Source organism: Phaeobacter sp. A36a-5a, assembly GCF_037911135.1.
GTDB lineage: Bacteria > Pseudomonadota > Alphaproteobacteria > Rhodobacterales > Rhodobacteraceae > Phaeobacter > Phaeobacter bryozoorum.
The window spans coordinates 148,502-173,150 of record NZ_JBBLYU010000004.1 but is presented as its reverse complement, the minus strand read 5'-3'; the positions used below and the strand labels follow the sequence as shown (position 1 = coordinate 173,150).

Genomic DNA, 24,649 nt, shown 5'->3' with positions numbered 1-24,649 from the left:
TCACTCTCCCTTCGGTCGCATGGTGGCGATCAGCTCGGCCACCTTGATGCCGAATTTGCGCATTTCGGAGCGGTTCATGATCGTGCCGTTCTCCATCAGATACATCCAGTCGGTGACATCCAGCACATGGCCACCGGCGCTTTCTGGCAGGCGGATGCGATAGGTCAGGCGCACGGCGGCTCCCATCTGCTGACCCTGTCCGGTGCCGATGATGTCATCTGCGGTGGCGGTGAAGCTGCCGTTTTCGCCCATGGTGAGGAACCATTTCCGCATTTGCGTGCCGCCGCTGGCGTAGGAAAAATTCTCGCTCAACGTGCCGGTGTCGCCCTCCCATTCGCCCGTCATCGTGGCGACAAACCGCGAGGAGACGCGCCCCAACGGGCCGTAAATCATACCTTCGGAGATCATCTCGCCGCTCAGATGTGTGCGAATGTCGAAGGCGGGACTGGTATTGGCATAGTATTCGGGGTGCTGGCTGCGAAATCCCAGCCCAGGGCGAAGGAGCGCAAGCAGCAGCAACAGAATGATGGCAACAAGCAGGAGTTTCATGACGCGGTTACCTTTCCAGGGAGGCGGATCACCATCGCGATGGCGATAAGTTTGATGCAGCAGGGAATGATTGCGTAGGCCCATGTCAGCGTCTGCAGGGCGGCGGCGCTGTTTTCGCCACCGGGGGTGAAGCCGCTCATCTGCAGAAGCGGCAGCAGGAGCACAGCAGCGGCGGCAAGCGCGAGTTTGGCAGCAAAGGACCACAGCCCGAAGGCCTGCCCCGCCTGCAACCCGGCGCGCGCCAATGCGCGTGAAAACAGCACCGGCAGGATCACCATATCCGCGCCGAGCGCGGCCCCCGAACCAATGCAGATGGCGGCAAAGCCAAGGCCGGCTCCGGGCGGAAGAAAGGCTGCGGAGATAAAGGCAAGGATCGCCAGTGCCATCGCCGGAAACAACACCTCGCGCGCGCCGAACTTCTCTGCCGCGCGGGTCCATAGCGGCACCGATAGTCCCGCTGCGAGAAAGAACAGGACCAGAAAGGGGCCGGCCAGATCGGCAAGCGCCAACTTGTCCTCGACGAAGAACAGAAACAGTGTCGATGTCATGGCGACCGGCAGGCTGTTCACGAGGGCCAGCGCCAGCAGGCGAAGGCCACCCGCTGCACGCAGCGCGGTAATGGACAGCGGGTGTTCGGGGCGCGGTGCCGCTGTCCAGAGGCCGCGGGTCAGCCACCAGACCACACCGCAGAGTGCGGCCAGCATCCAGCCAAAAGCGGGGTAGCCGCCGTGGCCTGCGCCGACGGCAACCAGCGCGCCCGGCGCCAGGGCTGCCAGGATGATACCGGCCAATGTGCCGCCCTCGCGAAACCCGGCCAGACGGATCAGCGCCTCCGGGCTGCCTGCAAGCGCGGTGCTTTGCCCATAGAACAAAACACTTCCGAGACTATAGGCCGTGAACAGAAGCACCAGGGCGATGACGAACCATGGCAGCACGCCCCCCGCCGCCGGGCGGTAGGTGTAGAGCAGGATGAACCCCACTGCCATGCCAAAGGCCGCCAAAGCTGCAAAGGTCGCGCGTTCCTGCGGCCAGCGGTCGGTGACCCAGCCCAGCAGGGGGTCCTGCACGAAATCCAGCACCCGTATCGCCGCCAGCACCGCTGCGAGGGTTGCCAGGCTCAATCCCAGTTCCGCCGTCGCAAAGCGCGGCAGATGGATATAGAGCGGCAGACCGGCGGCGGCCAGCATCAGCGCAAATAGGGAGATACGGGTGGCTTGCATCAGTTGCCCCGCAGCTCGCTGGACAAACGCGCAGCGCGGCTGTTGGGCGACAGCCAGATATTCAGAAACCGCTTGCGGGCGTCTGCATGGCGCAGATCGCAGGTCTGTTTTCCGTTCAGATAGAGCGCCACCTGATCAGGCGCGCGGGTTGTTGCCACGAAGCTGTCGCCCGCTCTCACATCGCGAAAACAGCGATCCAGCTTGCCGACCAGCTGATCGTGATCGGCGCGCCTGCCTTCCAGCCGCAGCAGTTCCGCGACCGTGGCCTGCATCAGCTGGGATTTGCTGAACCCGCGCCGATAGCTGAGCTTGAGCGCCATCGGGTTCTGCCAGTCAAAGCGGGTCTGCCCTTCGGTGTAAAGGCTGGCATCATAGAGCGGCAGGCCAAACCAGCGGAAGGTGACCTCTCCCAGTTTGGTCGGCGAGCTGAGGCCGGTATTTGCCGTTGCAGCGCTGGCGAGACCCACGCCGAGACTGACGGCAAATGCGGCGATTGCGGAGCGCAGGTGGTTTTGGCGGATCTCAGGCATGGGCCAGCTCCACCTGAACCACGTCCGTCTGGCCGACCTCGAAGGAGGCGGCGCAGGTTTCCAGATAGTAGCGCCAGTTGCGCAGGAAGGCCTCGCCATAGCCCAGAGAGTGGATTTTGGGGGTCATCGCGACAAGGCGCGCCGCCCATTCCCGGCAGGTGCGCGCGTAATCCTGGCCAAAGGCGAAATTATCCGTAACCTTCAGACCAGCGGTGCGCGCCTGATGTGAGATCACCGCATCAGAGAGCAACATGCCGCCCGGAAAAGTATACTGGCGGATATAGTCCGAGGACTGCCGATAGATGTCGAAATAGCTGTCCTGAACGGTGATCGCCTGCACCACGGCATGGCCGTCATCGGCCAGACGGTCTTTCAGCGTGGCGAAATAGCTGGGCCAATAGCGTTCGCCCACGGCCTCAACCATTTCGATGGAAACGATATTGTCGAATTTTCCCTCCGATTTGCGATAATCGCAAAGGCGGATATCGGCGCGCCCATCGAGCCTCGCGTCGGCATAACCAAACTGACTGGGGGAGATGGTCAGCCCGGTAACATGGCGCCCCTGTTCGGCGGCGCGGTCGGCAAATCCGCCCCAGCCGCAGCCAACCTCCAGGACGCGATCACCGGCGGTGAGGCGGCTCAGCACCCGGTCGTATTTGCGGGTCTGCGCACGCGCGAGGTCATTGTCACCCGGCGCAAAGAGGGCCGAGGAATAGGTCATGCTTTCGTCCAGCCACAGCTGGTAGAATTCATTGCCGACGTCGTAATGGGCCTTGATGTTCCGCGCCGCGCCCTTGATCGAATTGGCGCGCAGCATCCGGTCCACGACCCGGAACTTCAGACTGGCCCAGAAACTCGGGTAGGCGTAATCGGTAAGATGATCGAGGTTGAGCAGCGCCACCTTGATGACGTCTTCGATGCTGGGCGTCTCCCAAAGTCCGGCGACATAGGCCTCGCCGAGGCCGATATCGCCGCGGGCGGCCATGGCGGTTATGGCGCTCCAGTCACGCAGATGGATTTCGGCGCGTGGTTCACCGGTGCCGAAATCATGGGTGTCGCCCTCTGGGGTCAGCAGGCGCAGACTGCCCTTGCGGATGCGCGCGCAGCTGTCGAGAAAGTCGTGTTTTACGCGTTTGGTAAGGAAAATCATCAGCTGACCTCATGTTCCGGTGGGGTAGGGCGGGGGCGATAGTTGGCGCCCTTGAGTTTCAATTTCAGCGCCTGCCAGTAAATCAGCGCAACCGTGCGCAGCGTGCCGGCCGGGCGGCGCAGGCTGGAGCATATGAGTGCGGCGTTGCTTAGCGGCTGGCGCGGGCCGGTCAGCGTGGCGACCACCCCTTCGCCATCGTTCTTGTGGTCGATCCGGATGGCGATCCGCCGGGGGCCGATGTCGAAGTTGAACCAGTAGTCCCCGGCAATGTCCTGAAATGGGGAGACGTGAAAGATCTTCTTGGCCTGAAGCTTGTCGGAGGGGGCGATCGCGGTGAAGCCGGGTTTGTGACAGACATAGCTGTGCCGGTCGCCAAAGGTATTGCTGACCTCGGCGATGACCGCATGTAGCGCCTTGCCGCGATAGGCCAGCCAGAAGCTGACCGGGTTGAAAATATGGCCCAGATAGCTCGGTTGAGTGAGCAGCCGAATGGTGATCCCCTCCAGATCCAGCCCGGCGTCGGCGAACACGTCCTGCGCCCATGGCAGGCCGATCCCCTGTTTCGGCGCGCCACCATGGTTGCGATCATGGACCGCAGCCAGATTGAAGCGATTGCGCGAAAACAGCAGCGGGCCGCTCTCGGAGCGCGGGTCAATCAGCACATAGTCCACGCCGTAGCGAAAGCTGTTGGAGATGGCGCCATGGCGGGCATGGGTGGTCTGTCCGGCGATATGCTCGGGCCACAGGGTCATCCGATCACCCGTTCCCGCGCGCTGATGCCACGTGTGACGCGCACCGCGCTGGCAAAGCCGTCTTCGTGAAACCCATGCCGCAGATAGGCACCGGCAAACCAGGTGTTGTTCTGCCCCTGGATATCGGCAATCCGGCTTTGTGCACGCAGCGCGGCGGTGTCAAACACCGGATGGCGGAAAGTTTTTTGATCGTAGATCAGATCCGACCGCACATCCTTTACCGGGTTCAGCGAAACGAACAGAGGATCGTTTTCGTCGATATTCTGGAGCCGGTTCATCCAGTAGGTGACGCCGATGGCGGCCCGGTTGTCGCGGGTGTCGGCCTTGTAGACCCAGGACGACCAGCAGGCACGGCGGCGCGGCATCTGGTCGGTGTCGCGGTGCAGGATCATCTCGTTATCCTGATAGCGCATGACCCCCAGCGTTGCCTGCTCTGCCGCTGTCGGCTGCGCCAGCAATCGCAGGCTGTCATCGGAATGGCAGGCCATCACCACCTGATCAAAGTTTTCGGAGGTGCCATCGGGGAGCTGGATGCGTACCCCCTCGGATGTCCGTTCGACGCTGCGCACCGGGGTGCCCGGACGCAATTGGCAGCCCATCTGGTCCAATCGGGCGGTCAGACGTCGGACATATTCGATGCTGCCGCCTTTGACCGTCCACCATTGATGCTGTCCAGAAGCGCTGAGCAATGCGTGATTGCGAAAGAAGCGGACCAGCGACTGCGCCGGAAAACCGCGAATTTCATCCGGCGGCGTCGACCAGATCGCGCCACAAATGGGCATCAGGTAATAGCGCTGGAACCAGTCGCCGAGCTTCAGATCATTGACCAGTTCGCCGATGGTGACGCTGTCACTCTTGGCGACCTCTTCGGCGTTGGCGTTGAAGCGCAGGATATCACGTACCATGCGGAAAAAGGCGGGCCGCGCGATGTTGCGACGCTGCCCGAGCAGCGCCCCAAGATCTCGCAGACCGTATTCGACGCGGCCATCCCCGATGCTGGCACCGAAACTCATGTCGCTTTTGACCACGGGCACATCCAGATCGCGGAACATCGACGTCAGATGCGGATAGTTCACGTAGTTGAAGACGATGAAGCCGGTATCCACGGGCTGGTCGCCATTACGACCGGCGACGACGGTCCGCGCGTGCCCACCCAGTCGCGGCGCGGCTTCATAAAGCGTGACGTTGTGGCTTTTTGCGAGCAGCCAGGCGGTGGCAAGCCCGGAGATGCCACCACCGACAACGGCGATACGCTGGCGAGCGGATGATAATGCGTCGAAGGACATGCTGTCTCCATCTGTGATTTCAACTTGTTACGGGCCGCTCGCCCGGGCGGATCAAAAAAGATGGTGATTAAGATGACGGGCCTCTCCGGACGAATGGAAAAAACTGAAATTAATTGCGCTCAGAGTGATCCAGCACCGTGAAAGATGCGTAATCAGTACATGTTGACCATGCTGAGCCATCCAACTCTTGCAGCGCCTGCGCCGCCCGTTACGGTAGACCGTGACACAAGTGTAATGCGCGAAAGGAAAAAAGTGGAACGGGAAAGCCTGTCGGATCAGACAGTCTGGATGCTGGCCGTGCGCGACAACCGCTGCAAGGTGGCGTTTGGTCGTCTGTTCGACTATTTCGCGCCGCGTCTGAAGGGGGTGATCTGCCGATCCGGTATGCCACCCAGCCAGGCCGAAGAGGTCGTTCAGGAGGTGATGCTGACCGTATGGCGCAAGGCGGCCATGTTCGATCCTGAACGTGCTCAGGTCTCGGCGTGGATCTACCAGATCGCCCGCAACAGGCAGATCGACGTGATCCGCAAGGAACGGCGGCCAATACCGGAGGAGCTGAAGCTTCCCGAGGAAACACAAGAGGATGCAGCCCAGATTCTGGCGCTGGATCAGGAAACAACAAAGCTGCGCGCAGCCCTGGCCCGGTTGAAACCGGCACAGCGAGAGATGGTTGAAAAGGCCTATCTGGGCGAGCTGACCCATGCGGACATCCGGGAACAGACCGGATTGCCCCTGGGGACAATCAAATCCCGCATCCGCCTCGGACTTGAGCGGTTGCGTCATGAGTTGAAGGAACAAGGACTATCATGACCGGCGTACGCCATCATATCCCTGACCCGTTGCTGGTGGCCTATGCCTCTGGCAATTTGCCCTATGCCTACTCTCTGGTTGTGGCGACCCATCTGTCGATGTGTGACGACTGCCGCGCCCGGTTGAATGCGCATCAGGCGGTCGGCGGGTCGGTACTGGAAACCTGTGGAACCCGGGATGTCTCGGATGATCTGCGGGAGCGCGTGTTTGCCGAGTTGGATTCACCCTTTGAGGACGCACCGAAGTTCAACCGCTCGGGCATCTTTCCGGCGCCGGTAATGCAGGCGCTGGGTGGGCTGCCGCCAAAGTGGAAGTCGCTCGGCATGGGGGTGCGTCAGTCAATCCTCAGCCATGACGAGGAGGGCAGCGTGCGGCTGCTCTATATTCCTGCGGGACAGGCGGTTCCCGACCATGGCCACAACGGGCTGGAGCTGACGCTGGTTTTGCAGGGCGCGTTTCGCGATGAAACCGGGCGCTTCGGTGTCGGGGATCTGGAAGTTGCGGACGATCACCTGGAACATACGCCGATTGCCGAGGACGGTGAGACCTGCATCTGCCTTGCCGCGACTGATGCTGCACTGCGGTTCCGGTCCTTTGTCCCGCGCCTGCTGCAACCGATTTTCCGCATCTAGCGGCATAAGGGCCTTCCCGCGAGGGGTGGGCAAGGCCTGAGAGTTCAACGCAAAAAGGGCTGCCAGTGGCAGCCCTTTCCTGTTCTGTCAGCGCATCTTCCGCGCGCTTAGCCGTTCATCACCTTGCCCATGTGGCGGCCGGTGTCGACCATCCGGTTGGAGAAGCCCCATTCGTTGTCATACCAGCTGACAACGCGGACCAGCCCCTCGGCGGTAACCGCGGTCTGTGGTGCCGCAAAACAGGAGGAATGCGGGTCGTGGTTGAAGTCGATGGAGACCAGCGGGTCCGTCTCATAGGACAGGATCCCTGCCAGATCGCCCGCCGCGGCAGCCTTCATCGCCTCGTTGATTGTCTCAACAGTGGCAGGTTTTTCAGGAATGAAGCTGAGATCAACCACCGAAACATTCGGGGTCGGCACGCGGATTGCTGAACCCTCCAGGCGGCCTTTCAGATGCGGCAGGACCTCCGAAATCGCGCGGGCTGCGCCTGTTGAGGTCGGGATCATCGACAGCGCCGCGGCACGGGCGCGGTAAAGATCCTTGTGGCTGGTGTCATGGGTCGGCTGATCACCGGTATAGGCATGGATCGTGGTCATATACCCGGTCTTAATGCCGAATGTATCGTCCAGAACCTTTGCCACCGGGGCCAGACAATTGGTGGTGCAGGAGGCGTTGGAGACAATGACGTCGTCCTTGGTCAGATCCTTGTGATTGACCCCGAACACCACGGTGCGATCGACCTCCTTGCCGGGGGCGGAGATCAGGACACGTTTGGAGCCGTTTTGCAGATGCTTGGCAGCAGTCTCGCGGCTGGTGAACAGGCCGGTGCATTCATAGGCGATATCAACGTCCTGCCAGGGCAGATCCTCGGGATTACGGATCGCCGTCAGGCGGATGCTGTGATTGCCGACAGTCATCGTATCGCCGTCGACGGTCACCTCGTTCCGCAGGCGGCCATGGACACTATCGTATTTCAACAGATGCGCCAGGGTTTCCGCAGGCGACAGATCGTTGATCGCCACAACCGAGATATCGTCGGCGTTGCTCTCCAGCAAGGCGCGCAAAACGCCACGGCCAATTCGTCCAAATCCATTGATCGCAATTTTCAAGGTCATCTGTGCAACTCCGATGGTGATAGGGGTTCAGCCTTCGACGGGCGCGCCCGGTGGCCTGACAATTGCCGCATCGTTATCGCTAACAGTTGCAAAAATCAAGCCCGTTCGCCGGTCAGCGGATTGGCGCGTAATGCCGCTGCCCGAAGCATCAGTGTAGCACATCACAGCAGGAGGGGATGCGTTTACACGGCAAGCCAGAAAGGGGGCCTGCGCAGGTGCCGCTGTGCGCGATCTGTCTGCGCCTCTCACGCCGCTGCTGCCGGTCCTGAACGACAGCCGATCCGGCGGGGCTGGAAGCCGCGGCTCTAGACCCTGCGCTGAGGAAACTGAAATGATACACGTTTTGGTAGTGTATGGTAAACGAATTATCCCTATAATTGTTCCAACGGTGTCTCATCGGATTGGGGAAATCATGCCGCTCAGGCTTGCCATATTGCTGGTTGTTGCGCCGCTTTTCCTGCTGGCAGGGTATCTCGCTGCGAGCGCGCTTGTGGCGCAGCGCGCTCGCCACCTCCTTGCGGAATACGCCGCGCAGACCGCGAAGGAGGAAAGCGCGATCAGCGATATGATCCACGAGCTGCAGCGCGAGCGCGGGTATTCCGTCGGATATGTCTCCTCAGATGGGCGGGTTTTTCCAGATGCGTTGATACGTCAGCGCGGCCAGACTGATGCGGTGGTCGCCTCGGCACTTTCGCGCATCACCCTGATGGCCGACGATCATAGCCTGGCCTTTGATCGCGTTGTTCACGGGGTGGAACGGCTGGCGGAACTGCGCCAGCATGTCGATGGCTTCGGCTTTGATAGGCCGGTCATGGTTTCGGATGTCGCTGGGCCCTACACGGAACTCATCAGCACCATCATGGCTCTTACTCGACAAAGCGTCGGGCTGGACAGTTCCACCGAATACCAAGCGCTGCGACAGGCGCGTTTCCTGATCGGCGAAGCCAAGGAAAAGGCCGGACTTGAGCGGGCAACTGGCGCGGCGGTCATCGAAACGGGAAATTCTTCTGCGCTGCGGGAGCATTTTGCCGCCCTCGGCGGCGCGCAGATCATCCTGTTGACCGAAGCAGCGGTCGTCAAGGGAAGTGGAAGCTGGCTGCCATCGCTGCAAAGGACGGACCAATATCTCACCTTAAGCGACCTGCGTGATACCATCAGGTCAGCAAAAGCGGCCTCCGGGCCGGCGGCTCTCAACAGCGAGCGCTGGGTCGCGGCGTCGACGGAATGGATCGACTTTCTGCGCAGGGAAGAGAGGAATGTCACCGCTGAAATCATCTCGCTGGCCAACCAGCTTGAAGCGGAAAGCACGACCGAGCTGGTGGGGCTCATTTGGCTCACCATCTTTGCAGGGATTGCGGGGACGCTGTTTGTTGTGCTGACGCTGAAATGATGCCCGCGTCTGGGCAGGCGTGGTTCTGGGGCGTCCCGGATGGCCGGTCATGCCCTTGGCGCCGTCCATGGCGCGCACGCGGGGTTTTGCTGGCCCATGGCGGGGAGGCAAATGTAGGGTTAGGCTGGGTCACGTCACCCCAGTTAAGAGGTTGATCCTGCTGGAAAAGAGGGCTGACCAGACTGGTTCTGCGCTGAACTTGCTGCGCGGGATCTGATGGTTGGTGCGAACTGGGGCAAACCGTCGAAGACTGATATCCCGCGCCAGCTGGCGCGGGTCGGTTTCACCGGTATGATTGCATTGGAATAGGTTGAGTGACTGGTTGAGTGGCTGACGGTGATGTAGGGGCTGCGGTCCGCAGACTTGTGCGACAACCGTGGGGCGGGCAACCGGCTGCACGCGCAGAGCAGCGCTGTTGACCGGCGCGCAGGTTGGTTCAGAGTTGACCGGAAGACCACGCATGCGTTGGGGCTGAGGGTGCAGCGGGCGATCCCGCTCTGCCATGCGGCCAATCTGTATGGTCGCAATCTAGAACGATTGCAGGTTTGAGCACAGGGCCCGACCCGTTTTCCAATCTTGCGCGTCTTTCGAATGCGCGCGTTCCAACATGGGATGTGTCGCGCAGATTTGAGCGTCTCTGGATCGGAAAATCTTCCCGATCACCGATGTCAGGCCGCAAGCTGTCGATCCGTGGTCAGAATTCGGACTGGAATGCGCGGCCTCCGAACGGATTGAGCCCGCATCCCGGAGACCATTCAGGTGCATCTGGTCCAGCGACAGCTTGGTATTGCCATATGCCTTGAGGGGCGGGGGCCACCACGGGGGCGTCGGGGCTAGATATCGCCATGAAGAAACAGCGCCGCCGCCAGAGTAGCTACGCCATTAGAGTTCAGTCGCGCCGGGGCATCGGCCATACGAATGCTGCCATCGATGGCGCCGGGAATATCAGTCTTCTCCCGCCGTTGCGTTCATGGACCGCACAGATTGTAAGGGCCCGCCTTTTCGGCAAGCTGGCGCCAACAGCATTGATCCGCTGACCGGTGTCATCTCAGCTTGTTTTCAAGCGACACAATCTCGACATAGGCGCCCAGCATTTCAACGGCCGATTTGACGGCGTCATAGGCGTTTTCTTTCACGATATAGCCTGCGATTTTGTGCTCATAAGCGACCGCGATATCGGAAGGCGCATCGGAGGTTGTCAGAACAAAGATCACGGAATTTGCCAGTTCCTTGTCTTCCCGGACCTCTGCCAGGAATTCCAGGCCACCCATGCGCGGCATATTCAGATCAAGCAGGATGATATAGGGGCGCTCCAGCGCGGCAGCGTTCACGCCGCGCAACAGGTCCAGTGCTTCCTGCCCGTCGCCCACGACCTCTACCGGGTTCACGAGACGCAGCTTTTTCAAGGCGCGTTTGATGGCCATGACAGCCACTTCATCGTCATCGACAATCAGGAATGTAACGGATTCTTTATTGGTCATGCGGCCAATCCTTGGATGTCATTCAGCGGTTTCTTTGATTTGGAGTTGAGCGGGATCCGGACCGTGAACACGGTGCCGCGCGCCACCTCCGGATTGGAAACTACAGAAACGCTGCCACCCAGTGATCTGGCAAGTTTTTGCACAAGAGCCAGACCCAGGCCGGACCCTTCGACTTCATCACGGGATTTCAGCGTTTGAAACAGCACGAAAATCTGCTCCTGGTATTGTTTCGGGATGCCCGGACCATCGTCGGCAACGGTGATTTCCACGTAGTTCGGGTAGAGTTCGCTGCTGATGCGGATGGTGCCCGATGATCTGTCGTGATGCTTGCTGGCATTGCTGACAAGATTGATCAGGATGGTTTTCAACGGTGTCAGATATGCACCGAAGGGACCGCAATCCTGCTCGACCTTGATTTCGAATTCTGGGTTGGAATTGAAATAGAGCCGCAGCTCATCTGCAAAATGCGTCAGGCTGAATGCGCCGTGTTCGCCCTCGATCTGTCCTGCACGTGCATAATCCAGCAGCGCCGACAGATGGCTGGATAGTCTGTCCGTGCGATTGCGGATCAATCCGATATTCTTTTGCGCATCGGCCGGCATCTCATCGGCAAAGTCTTCTTCGGTCCATTCGATCAGATTTGAAATCGCCCGCAATGGCGCACGCAGGTCATGTGCGGCCACATAGGCAAATCTCTCCAGCTCCTCGTTCGAGCGCTTCAGCGCAGCGGCGGTGAGGCGTGATTTCTCGACAGCCTTTGCGATCTCCGAGATTTCGTCCGAGCCGCTGGTGTTGATCGGGTCGTCGAGCTCGCCGCGGGACATGCGCTGGATATGGCGGGTCAGGCGATGGATGCGCGAGATCATGCGAACCTCGATCATGAACCACAAAAGCGCCAGAGAAATCAACAGCATACACATGTTGAAAGCGACATCGACAAAGCGAATGCGTTCCACGATGCGCGTGGTTTCTGCCGCGCTTTGTCGAAACTCCATCGCCGCACGCTGCGTGTTCGACCTGCTCCAGGTGCCGATGCGGTTCAGGACGGCTTCAGCCTCTTTGTAAAGACGATCCTGTTGCGCTTCGCTGATCTGTAACTGCGACAATCCTTCGACGACGCCATCCGGGCCAAGCATTATCTTGCGATAGTCGACCAGCACACCGGCAATCTCGTGACGCGCATCGATGTTTTTGAGCCGGGCAAGGCGGGAGGCAAGAGTATTGATCTGGGCGACGAGGCGCTGACTCTCCGCGCTGTGTTTTTCGCCGGTATCAATGGAGAAATCCTTGGTCAGGATGGCAAGCGATGCAACGCTGCCGGAGACCTCCCCAAGGGTTTTGGCGGTGTCGATTGCCCAGGAATACGACTGGCTCGAACTCTCGGTGCCACGCTGTTGATTGCCGAACTCGATCTGCGCGACAATGATGGATTTCTCCAGGGCCAGGATCTTGGAGGCCGCCTGTGAGATAAGCGCCTCCAGCCGGTCATACTGGGCGACGAGGTCTTGCCGACCTTTGACAACCTTTTGGAAGACATCGGCATCTGCAGGGGACGGACCGTTGGTGACTGTATCTGTCTGATCGCTGAAATTGTCGCGAAAGAGCTGTGCAAGCGTGTCGAGCCGCTGTCCGAGCGCCTTTAGCCCATCCGGTTCGTCGACGAGCCGGATCCTCGCCAATGTCACCTCCAGCCCATGTTGCAGGTCGCCAAGATCGGCGATCCTGTCCAGTAGGGGGATGGTGCGGTCCGACAGGTTTTCCGTCTTGCGCTCAATACGGCTAAGGTCGTTCCACTCCGTATACATCGCGACACAGATCGACGCGAGGCAGATGACGACACAGGATCTTAGGCGTGCGGTTAGCGACACTGCGGGTCCCTTTTGCTGTTTGCGAGACTCAACATAAGGTTGAGAGGTTTACCAGCCGTTAACTGGGCGACGATAGGTTTGACGACATATAGCCAACCGCGAGGATCCCCATGTTCACAAGACGCGCCTTTACCACGCATGCGCTGGCGTTGGGGGTGGGCGGTGGCCTGCCTGCAGCCGGACGTGCTGCGACTGATCCCCAGTCTCCCAACCTGTTGCGTATTCTGACCCCTCATGGGGCAGAGGCGAATCTGGCCCCGGTTGCCAAGAGTTTCGAAGCGTTATGTGGCTGCCGTACGGAATTGGTCGTTGTCGGTGTGGGAGAGATTAATGCGGTGTTGACGCTGGAGGCAATGCTCAATGACGTCGGTGTCGATGTGGCGCTGCCTGCAACGTTTGGAATCCCCGATCTTGTCGAGGCGGAGGCGATCCTGCCCCTGGACGGGCTGGCGCAGCAATATGCGCCGCAGGATCTGACCGACGCGATGATGTATACCAGCGGTGATGTTTTCGATGACCGGCTCTGGGGGTATCAAACCGACGGTGACGTGTTTTTAATGTTTTATAACAAAAGGTTTATGGAGAACCCTGAGTTAAGACAGAAATATGCGGATCAGACCGGGACAGACCTGACAACACCGGCGACTTGGGAAGAGCTGGACCGCCAGATGGCGTTCTTTCACGACCCGGATGCGGGACGCTATGGCGGCTGCCTGTTCCGCGCTGCCGACAAGGTGGCCTGGGAATGGTGGGCCCGGTTCCACGCCAAGGGGGCCTGGCCGTTTTCACCGACGATGGAGCCGCAGATTGCCGGTGCCCAGGGCGTCGCCGCATTGGAAGAGATGATCGCCTCGAGCGCCCATCTGGTTGGGGCCGACCTGGGCCTCTTTGCCAATTGGGCACGGTACCGGGAGGGTGACATCTACGCCAATATCGGTTGGGGCGGGACACAGAAAAGCCTCTATGCGCCGGACTCGGCGATGCGCGATAATCTGGTCAACGCCTCGCTGCCCGGTGGGCGCATCAATGGGGCGTTGGTGCCCATGTCGTATTTCAACTGGGGGTGGAGTTACGTCGTCGCCAAAAATTCAAGGCAGCCCGAGCTCGCATATCAGTTTTGCGTGAATGCCGTTTCGCAGAAAGTCGGTGCCGAGGCGATCGCGCAGACGGGCGGTTTTTTTGACCCTTTCCGGACCGATCAATATCAGGATCCCGCAATCGTCGATGCCTATGGCGCACAGTTCCTGAGTGTGCATGAACAGGCAATGCGCTCGTCGATGCCCGATCTCTATCTGGCGCGGCGGGGGGAGTATTTCGACGCTTTGTCCTATTGGCTTCAGCTTGCGCTGGCGGGTGACGCCACGCCGGAGGTCGCGCTCAACAATGTGGCCCAGTCCTGGCGTGCGACAACGGATCGTGCGGGTGCCACGTTGCAGGCGCGCCGCTGGATGGCCCTGCGTGACACCTATCCTGCCGAACTTCGAAAGGCGCTCCGCGATGAAACATGATACCCCCGACCAGGCGGCTGGCCAGACCACGCGCGATCAGGCGATGATGGAAGTAGTCTACAAAATCGTGCATGATCTGCGGGGGTCGGTGAGGGCGCTTGCCGAACTGCCGAACTGGATTGGGGAGGATTTGGAGGACGCAGGCCTGACCCTGCCGGAAGCCCCGGCGCAATCCCTTGATCTGATGCGGCAGCACGCCGAGAAGCTCAATATGATGCTTGACCAGCTGTCGCGATATTCCAAGACCGGATACCGGGAGACGGAGAACGTGTCGGTTCAAGCTTGCCTTGATCGTGCGATTGCGGCGCTGAATCTGCCAGATGGCCTGCGGGTGCGGGCGCGGTTCGATCCGCCTGAGATTGACATGAACCCCGATGCCCTGATGTCGATGTTCCTGATCCTGCTGGGAAATGCGGCCGGTCATAACCCGGGGCCGGTGCGCATTGCCGTGGTTGGCCGCTGCCACGACGGCATGTGGGAGATGCTGGTGCGAGACGATGGTGTCGGAATTCCAGCAGGCAAGCTGGAACGGATTTTTGATCCGATGAGCAAATTCTCGATCGCCGACACCGGAGGGGCAGGCATGGGGTTGGCGATCCTGCGGCGCCTTGCCGATAGCTATGGCGGTCTTGTAGACGCGTTGTCGCCCCGGACCAATCGGCACGGGGCGACTATTCGGGTGCGTCTGAAGCAACCTCACCGTGGCTGAGCCGCGGTGAGGTGATCCACCTAGTGGCGAACTTCGTTGAAGCTATTGCTGTAGTGTTCGATCTCGTCGAAGAACCGCCAGATGTTCAGGCAATGGGTTTCGATCTCATCCAGCGCCTCAGGGGAGGGGGTCAGGCCCTGATTGTGGCAGCCGCGAATAAAGGAGATCTGACGGTACATGCGCCGCAGTTTGGGTTGCAGCTCGCTGATGCAGCCTTCAGCCATGCCACGGATCACATTACGGGTTGCTTCCTGCACCTCGGCTTTCATGGCCGGGTTGGAGAAGGTTTCAGCGATGGAATTGTAGATCACACCATGAAGTTTTTCAGCCGTCAGATTGCCCTTTCCGATGTAGTCGACACAGCCGGCGCGGATCGAACTGACAACCGCTTCTGTATCTTCACGACCGGAGATCATGACCACCGGGACCTCCGCGGTCTCCAGTTGCTGTTTGACCACGGCGACGGCATCCAGCCCCGAGGCGTCGCGCAGCTGATGGTCAATCAGGCAGAGGTCGACGTTATTCTCGTCCAGTGCTCTTTCAAAGTCCTTGATATCCGAACAGGTGATCACATTCACAGATCTGTCCGCTTGGGCAATCAGCCTTCGCATCCGTGTTCTGTCAAATTCACTGTCATCCAGCACCAGGACACATAGGTTGCCGGAGGGCAGTGTCGCGTGGTTGGTTTGTGTCGTAACCTCAGTACCATTCATGATAACGCCCTTTCCAAAGACTGGCCTGAGACTGTCATTTTGCCGCTAACAAATGATTAATATGCCCGCCTAGTGTCGTTAAGACTTTAACCAGACAGCTATGAGTTGAGCGCGCGCCTGCCCTGAATGCGGCCGATTCATGAGCTGTTAAGGGTGTTTTTGGTGGTTTCCTATGAGGAACAGGCTCCATGCCCACAAGATGTCGGGCAATCAACAGAAGATATTTTATCTATGAAATACTATTGGCCAACTGTCTGACCTCGTCTCAGGTTGGGCCGCCATCTCGCGGCCCATACCGATACTTGCGTGGTTATCGTGCCTGACAGGTGTCAGATCATCAGGCCGACGAGACCGGACAGGGTGACGGGGACAAACAGGAACCCCTGGGGAATATCCTTGTAGCGCTGGCCGTTCAGAACCGGCAAGGCCAGCCCCCAGAGGGCATATGAGGCGGCCAGAGCGGTGGCGATGATCGCGGCGACGACTGGCCCGTTCAGCAGCGCAGGCCATAAAAAGAGCGCAGCCACCGCAGCGAGGTTAATGCTCACCAGGTGCCAACAGTAGTAGTTTACATATCGTACCTCGGCAGACAGCTCGCGCGCGTTCAGCAGGGGGCGTGCAACGCTCTTACCGCCGGCGAAGATGTGCAACAGCGTGTTCGCGACCATCAGGCCTCCTGCTGCCAGTAACCACATGTTCATGGGCGTCAATGCTCCTAATTGGGTTTGCATGAATGGATACAGCTATGCACCGGCCCCCATGAATGGCCCATAAGACAGATTGCCATCGCGACAATTCGCGTGGCCCAATCGTTTGCAGCGGCTCACTGCATGATGCGTGTCAGCTCGCTCCATTGCGTGTGGGTTACCGCATCTTTTCCGGCGATCATCCAATAGGTGGCATGGTGTTTCAGCCGGTTCCGATCAAGGCGAACCAGCCGCCCCTCGGCCAGGGGCACGCGGCACAGAGGAAGCGAACCTAGCAGAACGCCGGCCCCGGCCTGTGCCGCGCCAAGTGCCGACAGGAATGTGTCAAAACGCAGATGCGGTACTGGCGTTGTCCCGCCGCCGTGGCGGGCAACCCAATCGGGCCAGCCCGGGCGTGGACCGGAACAGGCAATGCGGGGCCAGTCGGTCCAGTCCTGCGCAGCCTTGATCAGAGCGGGCGCCGCCATCGGCGCGATTTCCTCGGAATAGAGCGGCAGCTTATAGGGGTGGGGCCAGTCCCCGGCGCCGTAGCGAATGCGCAGCACATCATCCTCGGGCGCGTCATGGGCGCCCAGCACCATGGTCTGGATCGCAAGCTGACCACCCGAAATCTCGCTCAGGGCTGCCAGCCTTGGCGTGAGCCACAGATCAATGACCGACTGGCTGGCGGAGATCGTCAGCTGGCGCCGCCCGGTGCCGAACAGCGCCTCTGAGCTGTCGCGCATCGTGTCCAGCGCCGACTGGATATGGGGCAACCAGGCCTCGCCCTCCACAGTCAGGGAAATGGCACGAGGGTGACGGTGGAACAGCGCCACCCCCAGCCGTTTCTCCAGCTGGGCGATGCGCTGCGAGATGGCGGATTGGGTGATCCCAGTTTCGTCTGCGGCTGCGGTAAAGCTGCCGCAGCGCGCCGCCGCTTCAAAGGCGCGGATCCATTCCAGCGGGGGCAGGGTTGAGCGCTGTTTTTGCATTAGCTGACCTTGGCCTAAGTGCAGAAATTCCTAATTTGAGGTTATCCAGGACCGGTGGCAACATACAGGCAAAAGTCATCTTCCGCATTGCGGACCCTTTCTTGAGGACATCATGCCGTCAGTTACCGTTGCCCCAGCGGGCGATTATCTCACCCTGTCTCTCGGGACGTCTGAACTGCGGTTCCACGCGATCTGGCTGCGCGACAATGCGGGCGATCCCGAGACCCGTGCGACGGCCAATGGCCAGCGTCTGATCGCCCTGCGCGATATCCCGGCCGACACGGCAATTGCGGAGGCGACGCTTGATGGCGGCCACCTCCGGGTGCGGTTCGTCCCGGAAGAGAAGACCGTGGATTACGATCTGTCCTGGCTTGGGGATCATGCCTATGACCGGGCGCGTCAGGACGCGCGCGGCTGGCTCGCGGAGGGGGTCGAGCCCTGGGACGCGGGGTTGATGGCGGCCGTGCCCACCGGGGATTTTGCCGCGCTGCAAGCCGGTGGTGCGGCGTTGGGCGACTGGCTTGGCGCGGTGACACGCTACGGGTTTGGCAAAATCGTCAACGGTCCGGTTGAGGACGGTGCACTGTTCCGGGTTGTGGATCTTTTTGGTCATGTCCGGGAGACCAACTATGGGCGTCACTTTGAGGTCCGTACCGAGGTGAATCCGACCAATCTGGCCTTTACCGGGCTTGGCTTGCAGGCCCATACCGACAACCCCTATCGCGATCCCGTGCCGACGATCCAGGTGCTCTACTGTCTCGAAAGCTCGGCTGCCGGCGGCGAGAACATGGTGGTTGACGGCTTTGCCGCGGCGCTGCGGCTCAAGGCGGAAAACGAAGCCTATTTCAACGTTCTGGCCGAGCATTGCGCGCGCTTTGAATATGCTGGCGAAGCCGCGGTCTGCCTGACCTCGCGCCGTCCGATGATCGAGCTGGCGCCGGGTGGCGAGCTGATTGCTGTGCGTTTCAACAATCGCTCCCTTGCGGCGGTTCAGGATGTCCCCTTCGACAAAATGGCGCTCTATTATGCGGCCTATCGCCGGTTCGGCGAGATTATCGACGACACGGCAATGGAGGTGACCTTTCGCCTGAACCCCGGTGAGGCATTTGTGGTCGACAACACCCGTGTCCTTCATGCGCGCAAGGGCTATTCCGGCGAAGGAACGCGGTGGTTACAGGGCTGCTATGCCGACAAGGACGGGCTACGCTCTGCCTATGAGGCCCGGCGGCGTCAGGCCCTGGGGGAGGCGGCGGAATGACCAGCCGCAAACCGCAGCCAGCGCCGCATCGCCCGCCTGAGACACTCGACCGCGACACAATCGTTGCGTTCCTCGGCTCCATCTTCGATCGCCGCGGCGGTGAGGAATATCTGGGCGAGCCGGTGACCATGGGAGAGCATATGCTGCAGGGTGCCACAATCGCCGAAGAGAATGGCCAGCCGGAGGAAATCATCGTCGGCGCCCTCCTGCATGATATCGGTCATTTCACATCGGAGTTTGGCACCTATCACCCCGATGATACCGAAGACCGCCACCATGAGGACGCCGGTGCCGAGGTGCTGGAGCGCTTCTTTCCCAGCGTGATCACCGATTGCTGTCGCTACCACGTTGCTGCGAAACGCTATCTCTGTGCGACCAAGCCCGAGTATTTTAAACGCCTTTCGCCTGCCTCGGTCCATACGCTGGAGCTGCAGGGGGGACCGATGACCGCGCAGGAAGTGGTGGAGTTCGAGGCCAATCCGAACCTCAAGGAGATCATCGCGGTGCGCTATCTGGACGAGGCGGGCAAGCGTGAGGGGATGAAGACGCCCGATTTCTGGCACTTTGCCCCGATGGTGCAGCGCATGGTCGATCAACACTGCGGCGCGGCGAAATAGGGACAGACCCGGATCATTGCGAATAGAAATGCGGCCCCTCTCAAGCCAGAGAGGGGCCGCAATCACGACACCTGAGCCAGACGTCAGACAGCTCGGTCCGGGCTCAGTATTCTGTGGCCCTCAACCGGAGATCACATCGCGTCCTTGAACAGCTGCGTAAGATTGGCTTCATCCAGAACGACAGGGTTGCCGCCGCAGGAGGGGTCGATCAGGGCGCCTCGGACCAGCTCGGGGATGGCGTCTTCGGTGACGCCGAGGTCCGCGAGGCCACGTGGGATACCGAGACTGTCGTTCAGCTCCTGCACATAGGCGCAGAAACCGTCAAAGCCGCAGTCGATGCCCAGATAGGCAGCTGCGGTGTTGAACCGCTCGCGGATTTCCGGCGCGTTGAAGGCCAGAACCGCAGGCATGCAGACCGCATTGGTGGTGCCGTGGTGGGTGTTGAACACTGCGCCGATCGGATGGCTCATGGCGTGGATCGCGCCGAGGCCTTTCTGGAAGGCGGTGGCACCCATGGCCGCAGCCGACATCATCTGCGCGCGCGCCTCGATATCGGTACCATCGGCATAGGCGCGCGGCAGGAAATCCTTTACCAGGCGCATGCCTTCCAGCGCGATGCCCTGCGACATCGGGTGGTAATGCGGGCTGGAGAACGCCTCGACGCAATGGGCAAAGGCATCCAGCCCGGTGCCTGCGGTGATGAACTTCGGCATGCCCACGGTCAGCTCGGGATCACAGATCACCACGGTCGGCAGCACCTTGGGGTGGAAGATGATCTTTTTCTGATGGGTCACACTGTCGGTGATCACAGAGGCGCGGCCGACCTCGGAGCCGGTGCCTGCGGTGGTCGGCACGGCGATGATTGGCGCGATTGCATCGGCATCGGCGCGGGTCCACCAGTCGCCGATGTCTTCAAAATCCCAAACCGGTCGGGTCTGGCCGCACATGAAGGCGACCATCTTGCCCAGATCGAGGCCAGAGCCGCCGCCAAAAGCGATAACCCCGTCATGGCCGCCCGCCTTGTAGGCGGCAACACCGGCTTCGAGGTTCTTCTCGTTCGGGTTCGGGTCAACCTCGCAGAACATCGCCCGGCCAAGGCCCGCAGCATCCAGGATGCCGAGGGTGGCTTGGGTGACGGGCAGTTCGGCCAGGCCTTTGTCGGTGACCAGCAGAGGTTTCTTCATGCCGACAGCAGCGCAGGCGTCCGCCAGTTCCTTGATCCGGCCTGCGCCGAATTTGATTGCGGTCGGGTAGGACCAGTTTCCAACAAGAGTCATAGGTGGGTTCCTGTGATGAAGCCGGGGAGGGGGCGCTGCCCCCGCTTGCCCTGCGGCAAGCCCCCCGGAGTATTTTTTGGAAAGATGACGGGGCTCAGCCCGTGACTTTTTTCAGGTGATAGGATTTCGGGCGGGTGAGGTTATGGAAGCCGATGATCGACAGACCCCCACCGCGGCCGGTGTTCTTGCAGCCGGTCCAGCACAGGCCCGGATCCAGATAATCGGCGCGGTTCATAAACACGGTGCCGGTTTCGATCTGATCGCCAACACGCGCGGCGCGCTCGACATCGCGGGTCCATAGCGACGCGGTGAGGCCAAATTCGCTGTCATTCATCAGCGCAATCGCCTCTTCGTCAGAGGTGACTTTCATGATGCCCACGACAGGGCCAAAGCTCTCGTCGCGCATCACCCGCATGTCATGAGTCACAATGGTCAGGATCTGCGGTGTGAGATAGGCACCGCCGTCATCCTCGGCGAAGGGCGCGATATGGGCGACAGCACCCGCCGCTACCGCCTCGGCGATCTGGTCGCGCACCTCCTGTGCAAAGCGCACATTGGCCATCGGGCCAATGGTGGTTTCGGCCTCCAGCGGATTGCCCAGCTTGTAGCCTTTCACGATGGCCACTGCCTTCTCGACAAAGGCGTCGTAAAGGCTCTCATGGACATAGATCCGCTCGATGCCGCAGCAGCACTGGCCTGCGTTGAACATGGCGCCGTCAATCAGCGTGTCCACCGCCGCATCAAGATCGGCGTCTTCCATCACATAACCCGGATCCTTGCCGCCCAGCTCGGAGCCGACGCCGGTAAAGGTGCCGGCCGCTGCGCGCTCCATCGCCTGGCCGCCACCGACGGAGCCTGTGAAGTTCACGAAGTCAAACGCGCGGTCTGCGATCAGCGCGGAGGTGGTGTCATGATCCAGAAAGACATTCTGGAACACATCTGCCGGAACGCCCGCCGACTGGAAGGCCTGCGCCATGCGCTCGCCCACCAGAAGCGTCTGGGTGGCATGTTTCAACACCACGGTATTGCCCGCAATCAGCGCAGGCGCCACGGTGTTGATTGCGGTCATATAGGGGTAGTTCCAGGGCGCGACCACCAACACAACCCCATGGGGCACGCGCTTGATGTAGCGTTTGAAGGTGGCGTCCTCTCCAACCTCGATATCCGCAAGCGACTCTGCCGCAATCGCGGCCATGTGGCTGGCACGTTCGTTGAAGCCGCCAAACTCGCCGCCATAGCGCACCGGGCGCCCCATCATCTGGGCCAGCTCCGGCACGATCTCGTCATTCATGGCCCCCACGGCGGCGACGCCGGCCATCACCAGGTCAATCCGCTCCTGCAGGGGGCGGGCGGCCCAGGCCGCCTGGGCCACACGTGCTGCCTTGGCACGCTCTGCTGCGGCCTCCGGTGACAGCGTCTCGCGCTCGGCATAGACCGATCCGTCGATCGGTGAGATACATTTCAGGGTCTGGCCCATGGTCTTCCTCATGTGGTTTGACGGGGGCCACGCCCCCATCGTCATCTTTCCAAAAATACTCTCGCCGAAGGCTGCGCGTCTCAGACGCGCTCAAACCCGCGGGCAATCTCGTAGTCGGTCACGATCCGCTCGAAATCCTCGATCTCAACTTCCGCCGCACGGACATAGTGGTCAACCACCGCATCGCCCATGGTGGCCCGCAACATGGCCGAGCTTTTGAGTGCCGCCGCCGCCTCACGCAGCGTGCCGGGGATCATGCCGGTGTCGCCCTGATAGACATCGCCCTTGGTGGGGGCCTGCAGCTCAAGCCCTTCCTCGATGCCTGCAATACCCGCCGCCAGCATACCGGCGATCGCGAGATAGGGGTTCATGTCCGAGCCGGGTATCCGGCATTCCACGCGGATTGCCTTGCTGCCGACACCGCAGAGGCGATAGCCTGCGGTGCGGTTGTCCACCGACCAGATGATACGGGTCGGGGCAAAGGTGCCCTTCATGAAGCGTTTGTAGCTGTTGATATAGGGCGCCATGAAGGCGGTGTAATCCGGCGCGTATTTCAGCAGACCCGCCATGTAGGCCTTCATCAGCGATGACATGCCCAGCGCGTCGCTCTCGTCATAGAAGGCAGGTTTGCCGTCCTGCCACAGCGACTGGTGGACATGGGAGGAGGAGCCGACCTTCTCGTGATGCCATTTCGGCAGGAAGGTGACGGCATGGCCCTGCTGCTGGGCGATCTCTTTCACCGCATGTTTGGCAATGGTGTGATATTCAGCCGTATCCATCGCGGCGGCATATTTGATGTTCAGCTCTTCCTGACCGGTCTCGGCCTCGCCCTTGGAATTCTCGATCGGCAGCCCTGCATCCCACAGGTGGTTGCGGATCGGGCGCAGGATATGTTCCTCACGCGAGGTCTGCAGGATGCTGTAGTCCTCATTGTAGCCCGAGATCGGCTGCAGATCGCGGAAACCGGATTTGCGGATTTCGTCAAAGCTCTTCTCGAACAGGAAGAATTCCAGCTCAGTGGCGCACATCGCGTCAAAACCCATCTCTTTGAGACGGTTCACCTGACGTTTCAGGATGGCGCGGGGAGAATGGGGGACTTCCTCATGGCTGTGGTGATCCAGCACATCACAGAGCACCATCACCGTGCCAGCCAGCCAGGGCACCGGGCGCAGCGTGGCCAGATCCGGCTTCATGACATAATCGCCATAGCCGTTTTCCCAGCTGGTCGAGGCATAGCCTTCCGGCGTCGCCATCGCCAGATCGGTGGCGAGGAGATAGTTGCAGCAATGGGTCTCTTCCCAGGCGCCGTTCACAAAATGCTTGGCGTGAAAGCGTTTGCCCATCAGCCGACCCTGCATGTCCACAAGGCACACAAGAACTGTATCAACGGTACCGTCGGCAACCTGGTCTTTGAGCGTATCGAAGGAGAGCATGAGCAGCCCTTTGTGTTCTGAGGCCACAACTTTCTGACTAAAAAAGTTGAGCAAATTCCTTGGGAAGGAATTTGGCCCACCGCACGCGGGCCAAATTCGGTTTTCTGTGGCAGCCTTTTAGCCGTAGCGATAGGGGCGGCCGGCCTTCTGCATGTCGGCGTTGTACTTCTTGATGATCTCGACAACGCGCGCTTTGGTCGGGCTTTCGGCGGCGATCTCGTCCCAGAATTTGACGGCGGCGTCTTCGACCTGCTGCCATTCATTGTCCGGAATCGTAGTCAGTTTCATCTTGTCGCCGTTCACGCGCAAGGAGGCTTCGCCACCCCAGTACCACCACTGGCGATAATAATGCGACTGATCACAGCAGACACGGAACAGGGTCTGCAGGTCCTCGGGCAGCTCGTTCCAGCGGCCCTGGTTGGCAAAGAAGGAGCCAGCCCAGGCGCCGGAGATGTTGTTGGTCAGGAAGTAGTTGGTCACATCCGCCCAGCCGACGGTGTAATCCTCGGTGATGCCGGACCAGGCGATGCCGTCCAGCTCGCCAGTCTGCATGGCAACTTCGATGTCTTCCCACGGCAGGGTGACCGGCACCACGCCGAACTGGCTCAGGAAACGGCCGGCGGTCGGGAAGGTGAAGACGCGTTTCCCATTGAGGTCGGCCAGCGAGTTGATCGGATCCTTGGTGGCGAAATGGCAGGGGTCCCAGGCGCCTGCCGAGATATGCTTGACGCCGACCTTGGAGTATTCCTCGTCCCAGATCTCGTTCAGACCATATTGGTTGAACAGCACAGGCACATCGAGCGAGTAGCGCGAGGCGAAGGGGAAATAGCCGCCAAAGACAGTGACTTCGGTGGGCGAGGCCATCGAGTCGTCATCCGACTGCACCGCGTCGATCGTGCCGCGCTGCATGGCGCGGAACAGCTCGCCGGTGGGGACCAGCTGGTCGGCATAGTAGAGCTCGATCTGCATGCGGTCGCCTGCGATCTTGTTGAACATGTCGATGGCGGGTTTCACCACATGCTCGGCCAGTGCCGCACCGGCATAGGTCTGCATACGCCAGGTGATTTTCGACTGAGCCAGCGCAGGTGTGGCCAGCGGTGCGGCCAGGGCGCCGACACCGGCGGTCTGTATAAACTTACGTCTTGTCGTCATGTCTCTTCTCCATGTTGAATGTCCGGCCCCCTTGCGGAGCTCTT

23 protein-coding genes are annotated in these 24,649 nt (G+C 60.5%); 7 read left to right on the top strand and 16 right to left on the bottom strand.

Annotated elements, in window-relative coordinates; all coding sequences use genetic code 11:
- Genes WLQ66_RS16385 through WLQ66_RS16360 form a run of 6 tightly spaced genes read right to left on the bottom strand, consistent with a single transcriptional unit; the run spans position 1 to position 5,487 of the window.
- Complete coding sequence (locus WLQ66_RS16385; RefSeq protein WP_340547405.1) at positions 1-549, bottom strand: DUF3833 domain-containing protein; 549 nt, start codon at positions 547-549, stop codon at positions 1-3.
- Positions 546-1,769 (bottom strand): MFS transporter, encoded by a 1,224-nt coding sequence (locus WLQ66_RS16380; RefSeq protein WP_340547404.1) that lies wholly within the window; start codon positions 1,767-1,769, stop codon positions 546-548. The genes WLQ66_RS16385 and WLQ66_RS16380 overlap by 4 nt, the downstream gene beginning before the upstream one ends.
- Positions 1,769-2,299: a chalcone isomerase family protein gene (locus tag WLQ66_RS16375; protein ID WP_340547403.1), complete on the bottom strand. Its 531-nt coding sequence runs from the start codon at positions 2,297-2,299 to the stop codon at positions 1,769-1,771. The genes WLQ66_RS16380 and WLQ66_RS16375 overlap by 1 nt, the downstream gene beginning before the upstream one ends.
- Positions 2,292-3,449: a class I SAM-dependent methyltransferase gene (locus tag WLQ66_RS16370; RefSeq protein WP_340547402.1), complete on the bottom strand. Its 1,158-nt coding sequence runs from the start codon at positions 3,447-3,449 to the stop codon at positions 2,292-2,294. The genes WLQ66_RS16375 and WLQ66_RS16370 overlap by 8 nt, the downstream gene beginning before the upstream one ends.
- On the bottom strand, positions 3,449-4,201 hold the full coding sequence (locus WLQ66_RS16365; protein ID WP_340547401.1) for a DUF1365 domain-containing protein: 753 nt from the start codon (positions 4,199-4,201) through the stop codon (positions 3,449-3,451). Before WLQ66_RS16365 ends, WLQ66_RS16370 begins: the two co-directional genes overlap by 1 nt.
- A complete protein-coding gene (locus tag WLQ66_RS16360) occupies positions 4,198-5,487 on the bottom strand; it encodes an NAD(P)/FAD-dependent oxidoreductase (protein WP_340547400.1) in 1,290 nt (429 codons plus the stop codon). Before WLQ66_RS16360 ends, WLQ66_RS16365 begins: the two co-directional genes overlap by 4 nt.
- Positions 5,488-5,646: 159 nt before the next feature.
- Here WLQ66_RS16360 and WLQ66_RS16355 point away from each other — a divergent pair, with 159 nt between their 5' ends.
- Positions 5,647-6,297 (top strand): sigma-70 family RNA polymerase sigma factor, encoded by a 651-nt coding sequence (locus WLQ66_RS16355; RefSeq protein WP_340547532.1) that lies wholly within the window; start codon positions 5,647-5,649, stop codon positions 6,295-6,297.
- Positions 6,294-6,929 carry a ChrR family anti-sigma-E factor gene (locus tag WLQ66_RS16350; protein WP_340547399.1) on the top strand — a complete coding sequence of 212 codons (636 nt, stop codon included), beginning with the start codon at positions 6,294-6,296 and terminating at the stop codon, positions 6,927-6,929. The genes WLQ66_RS16355 and WLQ66_RS16350 overlap by 4 nt, the downstream gene beginning before the upstream one ends.
- A gap of 107 nt (positions 6,930-7,036) precedes the next feature.
- On the opposite strand, the gene gap is transcribed toward WLQ66_RS16350, so the two are convergent.
- On the bottom strand, positions 7,037-8,044 hold the full coding sequence (gene gap, locus WLQ66_RS16345; RefSeq protein WP_340547398.1) for a type I glyceraldehyde-3-phosphate dehydrogenase: 1,008 nt from the start codon (positions 8,042-8,044) through the stop codon (positions 7,037-7,039).
- Positions 8,045-8,375: 331 nt separating this feature from the next.
- Here gap and WLQ66_RS16340 point away from each other — a divergent pair, with 331 nt between their 5' ends.
- The gene (locus WLQ66_RS16340) at positions 8,376-9,434 is read left to right on the top strand and encodes a nitrate- and nitrite sensing domain-containing protein (protein WP_340547397.1); all 1,059 of its coding nucleotides are present in this window, start codon (positions 8,376-8,378) and stop codon (positions 9,432-9,434) included.
- 1,043 nt (positions 9,435-10,477) lie between these two features.
- Here the strand turns inward: WLQ66_RS16340 and WLQ66_RS16335 are convergent.
- Together WLQ66_RS16335 and WLQ66_RS16330 are read right to left on the bottom strand one after the other, a co-directional pair.
- A complete protein-coding gene (locus WLQ66_RS16335; protein ID WP_340547396.1) occupies positions 10,478-10,915 on the bottom strand; it encodes a response regulator in 438 nt (145 codons plus the stop codon).
- Positions 10,912-12,783 carry a sensor histidine kinase gene (locus tag WLQ66_RS16330; protein WP_340547395.1) on the bottom strand — a complete coding sequence of 624 codons (1,872 nt, stop codon included), beginning with the start codon at positions 12,781-12,783 and terminating at the stop codon, positions 10,912-10,914. Before WLQ66_RS16330 ends, WLQ66_RS16335 begins: the two co-directional genes overlap by 4 nt.
- Before the next feature lie 110 nt (positions 12,784-12,893).
- Here WLQ66_RS16330 and WLQ66_RS16325 point away from each other — a divergent pair, with 110 nt between their 5' ends.
- Together WLQ66_RS16325 and WLQ66_RS16320 are read left to right on the top strand one after the other, a co-directional pair.
- Positions 12,894-14,291: a sugar ABC transporter substrate-binding protein gene (locus tag WLQ66_RS16325; RefSeq protein WP_340547394.1), complete on the top strand. Its 1,398-nt coding sequence runs from the start codon at positions 12,894-12,896 to the stop codon at positions 14,289-14,291.
- Positions 14,281-15,000, top strand: coding sequence for a sensor histidine kinase (locus WLQ66_RS16320; RefSeq protein ID WP_340547393.1), 720 nt, complete (start codon positions 14,281-14,283; stop codon positions 14,998-15,000). The genes WLQ66_RS16325 and WLQ66_RS16320 overlap by 11 nt, the downstream gene beginning before the upstream one ends.
- Before the next feature lie 20 nt (positions 15,001-15,020).
- Here the strand turns inward: WLQ66_RS16320 and WLQ66_RS16315 are convergent, their stop codons facing one another.
- The 3 genes from WLQ66_RS16315 to WLQ66_RS16305 form a co-directional block, all read right to left on the bottom strand.
- A complete protein-coding gene (locus WLQ66_RS16315) occupies positions 15,021-15,713 on the bottom strand; it encodes a response regulator (protein ID WP_340547392.1) in 693 nt (230 codons plus the stop codon).
- A 329-nt stretch (positions 15,714-16,042) separates the two neighbouring features.
- Positions 16,043-16,414, bottom strand: a complete 372-nt coding sequence (locus tag WLQ66_RS16310) for a hypothetical protein (protein ID WP_340547391.1) — start codon at positions 16,412-16,414, stop codon at positions 16,043-16,045.
- Between the two features lie 122 nt (positions 16,415-16,536).
- Positions 16,537-17,391 carry a LysR family transcriptional regulator gene (locus tag WLQ66_RS16305; protein WP_340547390.1) on the bottom strand — a complete coding sequence of 285 codons (855 nt, stop codon included), beginning with the start codon at positions 17,389-17,391 and terminating at the stop codon, positions 16,537-16,539.
- A 112-nt stretch (positions 17,392-17,503) separates the two neighbouring features.
- Here WLQ66_RS16305 and tmpA point away from each other — a divergent pair, with 112 nt between their 5' ends.
- Both tmpA and tmpB read left to right on the top strand, forming a co-directional pair.
- Positions 17,504-18,649: a 2-trimethylaminoethylphosphonate dioxygenase gene (gene tmpA / locus WLQ66_RS16300; RefSeq protein WP_340547389.1), complete on the top strand. Its 1,146-nt coding sequence runs from the start codon at positions 17,504-17,506 to the stop codon at positions 18,647-18,649.
- Positions 18,646-19,266 carry a (R)-1-hydroxy-2-trimethylaminoethylphosphonate oxygenase gene (tmpB, locus tag WLQ66_RS16295; protein ID WP_340547388.1) on the top strand — a complete coding sequence of 207 codons (621 nt, stop codon included), beginning with the start codon at positions 18,646-18,648 and terminating at the stop codon, positions 19,264-19,266. Before tmpA ends, tmpB begins: the two co-directional genes overlap by 4 nt.
- A 131-nt stretch (positions 19,267-19,397) precedes the next feature.
- Here the strand turns inward: tmpB and WLQ66_RS16290 are convergent, their stop codons facing one another.
- From WLQ66_RS16290 to WLQ66_RS16275, 4 genes are all read right to left on the bottom strand, one after another.
- Positions 19,398-20,543: an iron-containing alcohol dehydrogenase gene (locus WLQ66_RS16290; RefSeq protein WP_340547387.1), complete on the bottom strand. Its 1,146-nt coding sequence runs from the start codon at positions 20,541-20,543 to the stop codon at positions 19,398-19,400.
- 94 nt (positions 20,544-20,637) lie between these two features.
- Positions 20,638-22,020: an aldehyde dehydrogenase family protein gene (locus tag WLQ66_RS16285; protein WP_340547386.1), complete on the bottom strand. Its 1,383-nt coding sequence runs from the start codon at positions 22,018-22,020 to the stop codon at positions 20,638-20,640.
- 80 nt (positions 22,021-22,100) lie between these two features.
- Entirely contained in the window at positions 22,101-23,453 is a 1,353-nt protein-coding gene (locus tag WLQ66_RS16280) for a glutamine synthetase family protein (protein ID WP_340547385.1), read from the bottom strand.
- A gap of 117 nt (positions 23,454-23,570) precedes the next feature.
- Positions 23,571-24,605, bottom strand: coding sequence for a TRAP transporter substrate-binding protein (locus WLQ66_RS16275; protein ID WP_340547384.1), 1,035 nt, complete (start codon positions 24,603-24,605; stop codon positions 23,571-23,573).
- Between the last annotated feature and the right edge of the window lie 44 nt (positions 24,606-24,649).

Excerpts from the sequence above, each read along its gene's own strand:
- WLQ66_RS16375 (WP_340547403.1), bottom strand. The coding sequence starts at position 2,299 with ATGCCTGAGATCCGCCAAAACCACCTGCGCTCCGCAATCGCCGCATTT.
- WLQ66_RS16285 (WP_340547386.1), bottom strand. The coding sequence starts at position 22,020 with ATGGGCCAGACCCTGAAATGTATCTCACCGATCGACGGATCGGTCTAT.
- WLQ66_RS16335 (WP_340547396.1), bottom strand. The coding sequence starts at position 10,915 with ATGACCAATAAAGAATCCGTTACATTCCTGATTGTCGATGACGATGAA.
- WLQ66_RS16315 (WP_340547392.1), bottom strand. The coding sequence starts at position 15,713 with ATGAATGGTACTGAGGTTACGACACAAACCAACCACGCGACACTGCCC.
- WLQ66_RS16320 (WP_340547393.1), top strand. The coding sequence starts at position 14,281 with ATGAAACATGATACCCCCGACCAGGCGGCTGGCCAGACCACGCGCGAT.
- WLQ66_RS16325 (WP_340547394.1), top strand. The coding sequence starts at position 12,894 with ATGTTCACAAGACGCGCCTTTACCACGCATGCGCTGGCGTTGGGGGTG.
- WLQ66_RS16340 (WP_340547397.1), top strand. The coding sequence starts at position 8,376 with ATGATACACGTTTTGGTAGTGTATGGTAAACGAATTATCCCTATAATT.
- WLQ66_RS16355 (WP_340547532.1), top strand. The coding sequence starts at position 5,647 with ATGTTGACCATGCTGAGCCATCCAACTCTTGCAGCGCCTGCGCCGCCC.
- gap (WP_340547398.1), bottom strand. The coding sequence starts at position 8,044 with ATGACCTTGAAAATTGCGATCAATGGATTTGGACGAATTGGCCGTGGC.
- WLQ66_RS16310 (WP_340547391.1), bottom strand. The coding sequence starts at position 16,414 with ATGAACATGTGGTTACTGGCAGCAGGAGGCCTGATGGTCGCGAACACG.
- WLQ66_RS16385 (WP_340547405.1), bottom strand. The coding sequence starts at position 549 with ATGAAACTCCTGCTTGTTGCCATCATTCTGTTGCTGCTGCTTGCGCTC.
- tmpA (WP_340547389.1), top strand. The coding sequence starts at position 17,504 with ATGCCGTCAGTTACCGTTGCCCCAGCGGGCGATTATCTCACCCTGTCT.
- WLQ66_RS16280 (WP_340547385.1), bottom strand. The coding sequence starts at position 23,453 with ATGCTCTCCTTCGATACGCTCAAAGACCAGGTTGCCGACGGTACCGTT.
- WLQ66_RS16290 (WP_340547387.1), bottom strand. The coding sequence starts at position 20,543 with ATGACTCTTGTTGGAAACTGGTCCTACCCGACCGCAATCAAATTCGGC.
- WLQ66_RS16370 (WP_340547402.1), bottom strand. The coding sequence starts at position 3,449 with ATGATTTTCCTTACCAAACGCGTAAAACACGACTTTCTCGACAGCTGC.
- WLQ66_RS16275 (WP_340547384.1), bottom strand. The coding sequence starts at position 24,605 with ATGACGACAAGACGTAAGTTTATACAGACCGCCGGTGTCGGCGCCCTG.
- tmpB (WP_340547388.1), top strand. The coding sequence starts at position 18,646 with ATGACCAGCCGCAAACCGCAGCCAGCGCCGCATCGCCCGCCTGAGACA.
- WLQ66_RS16380 (WP_340547404.1), bottom strand. The coding sequence starts at position 1,769 with ATGCAAGCCACCCGTATCTCCCTATTTGCGCTGATGCTGGCCGCCGCC.
- WLQ66_RS16350 (WP_340547399.1), top strand. The coding sequence starts at position 6,294 with ATGACCGGCGTACGCCATCATATCCCTGACCCGTTGCTGGTGGCCTAT.
- WLQ66_RS16365 (WP_340547401.1), bottom strand. The coding sequence starts at position 4,201 with ATGACCCTGTGGCCCGAGCATATCGCCGGACAGACCACCCATGCCCGC.
- WLQ66_RS16305 (WP_340547390.1), bottom strand. The coding sequence starts at position 17,391 with ATGCAAAAACAGCGCTCAACCCTGCCCCCGCTGGAATGGATCCGCGCC.
- WLQ66_RS16360 (WP_340547400.1), bottom strand. The coding sequence starts at position 5,487 with ATGTCCTTCGACGCATTATCATCCGCTCGCCAGCGTATCGCCGTTGTC.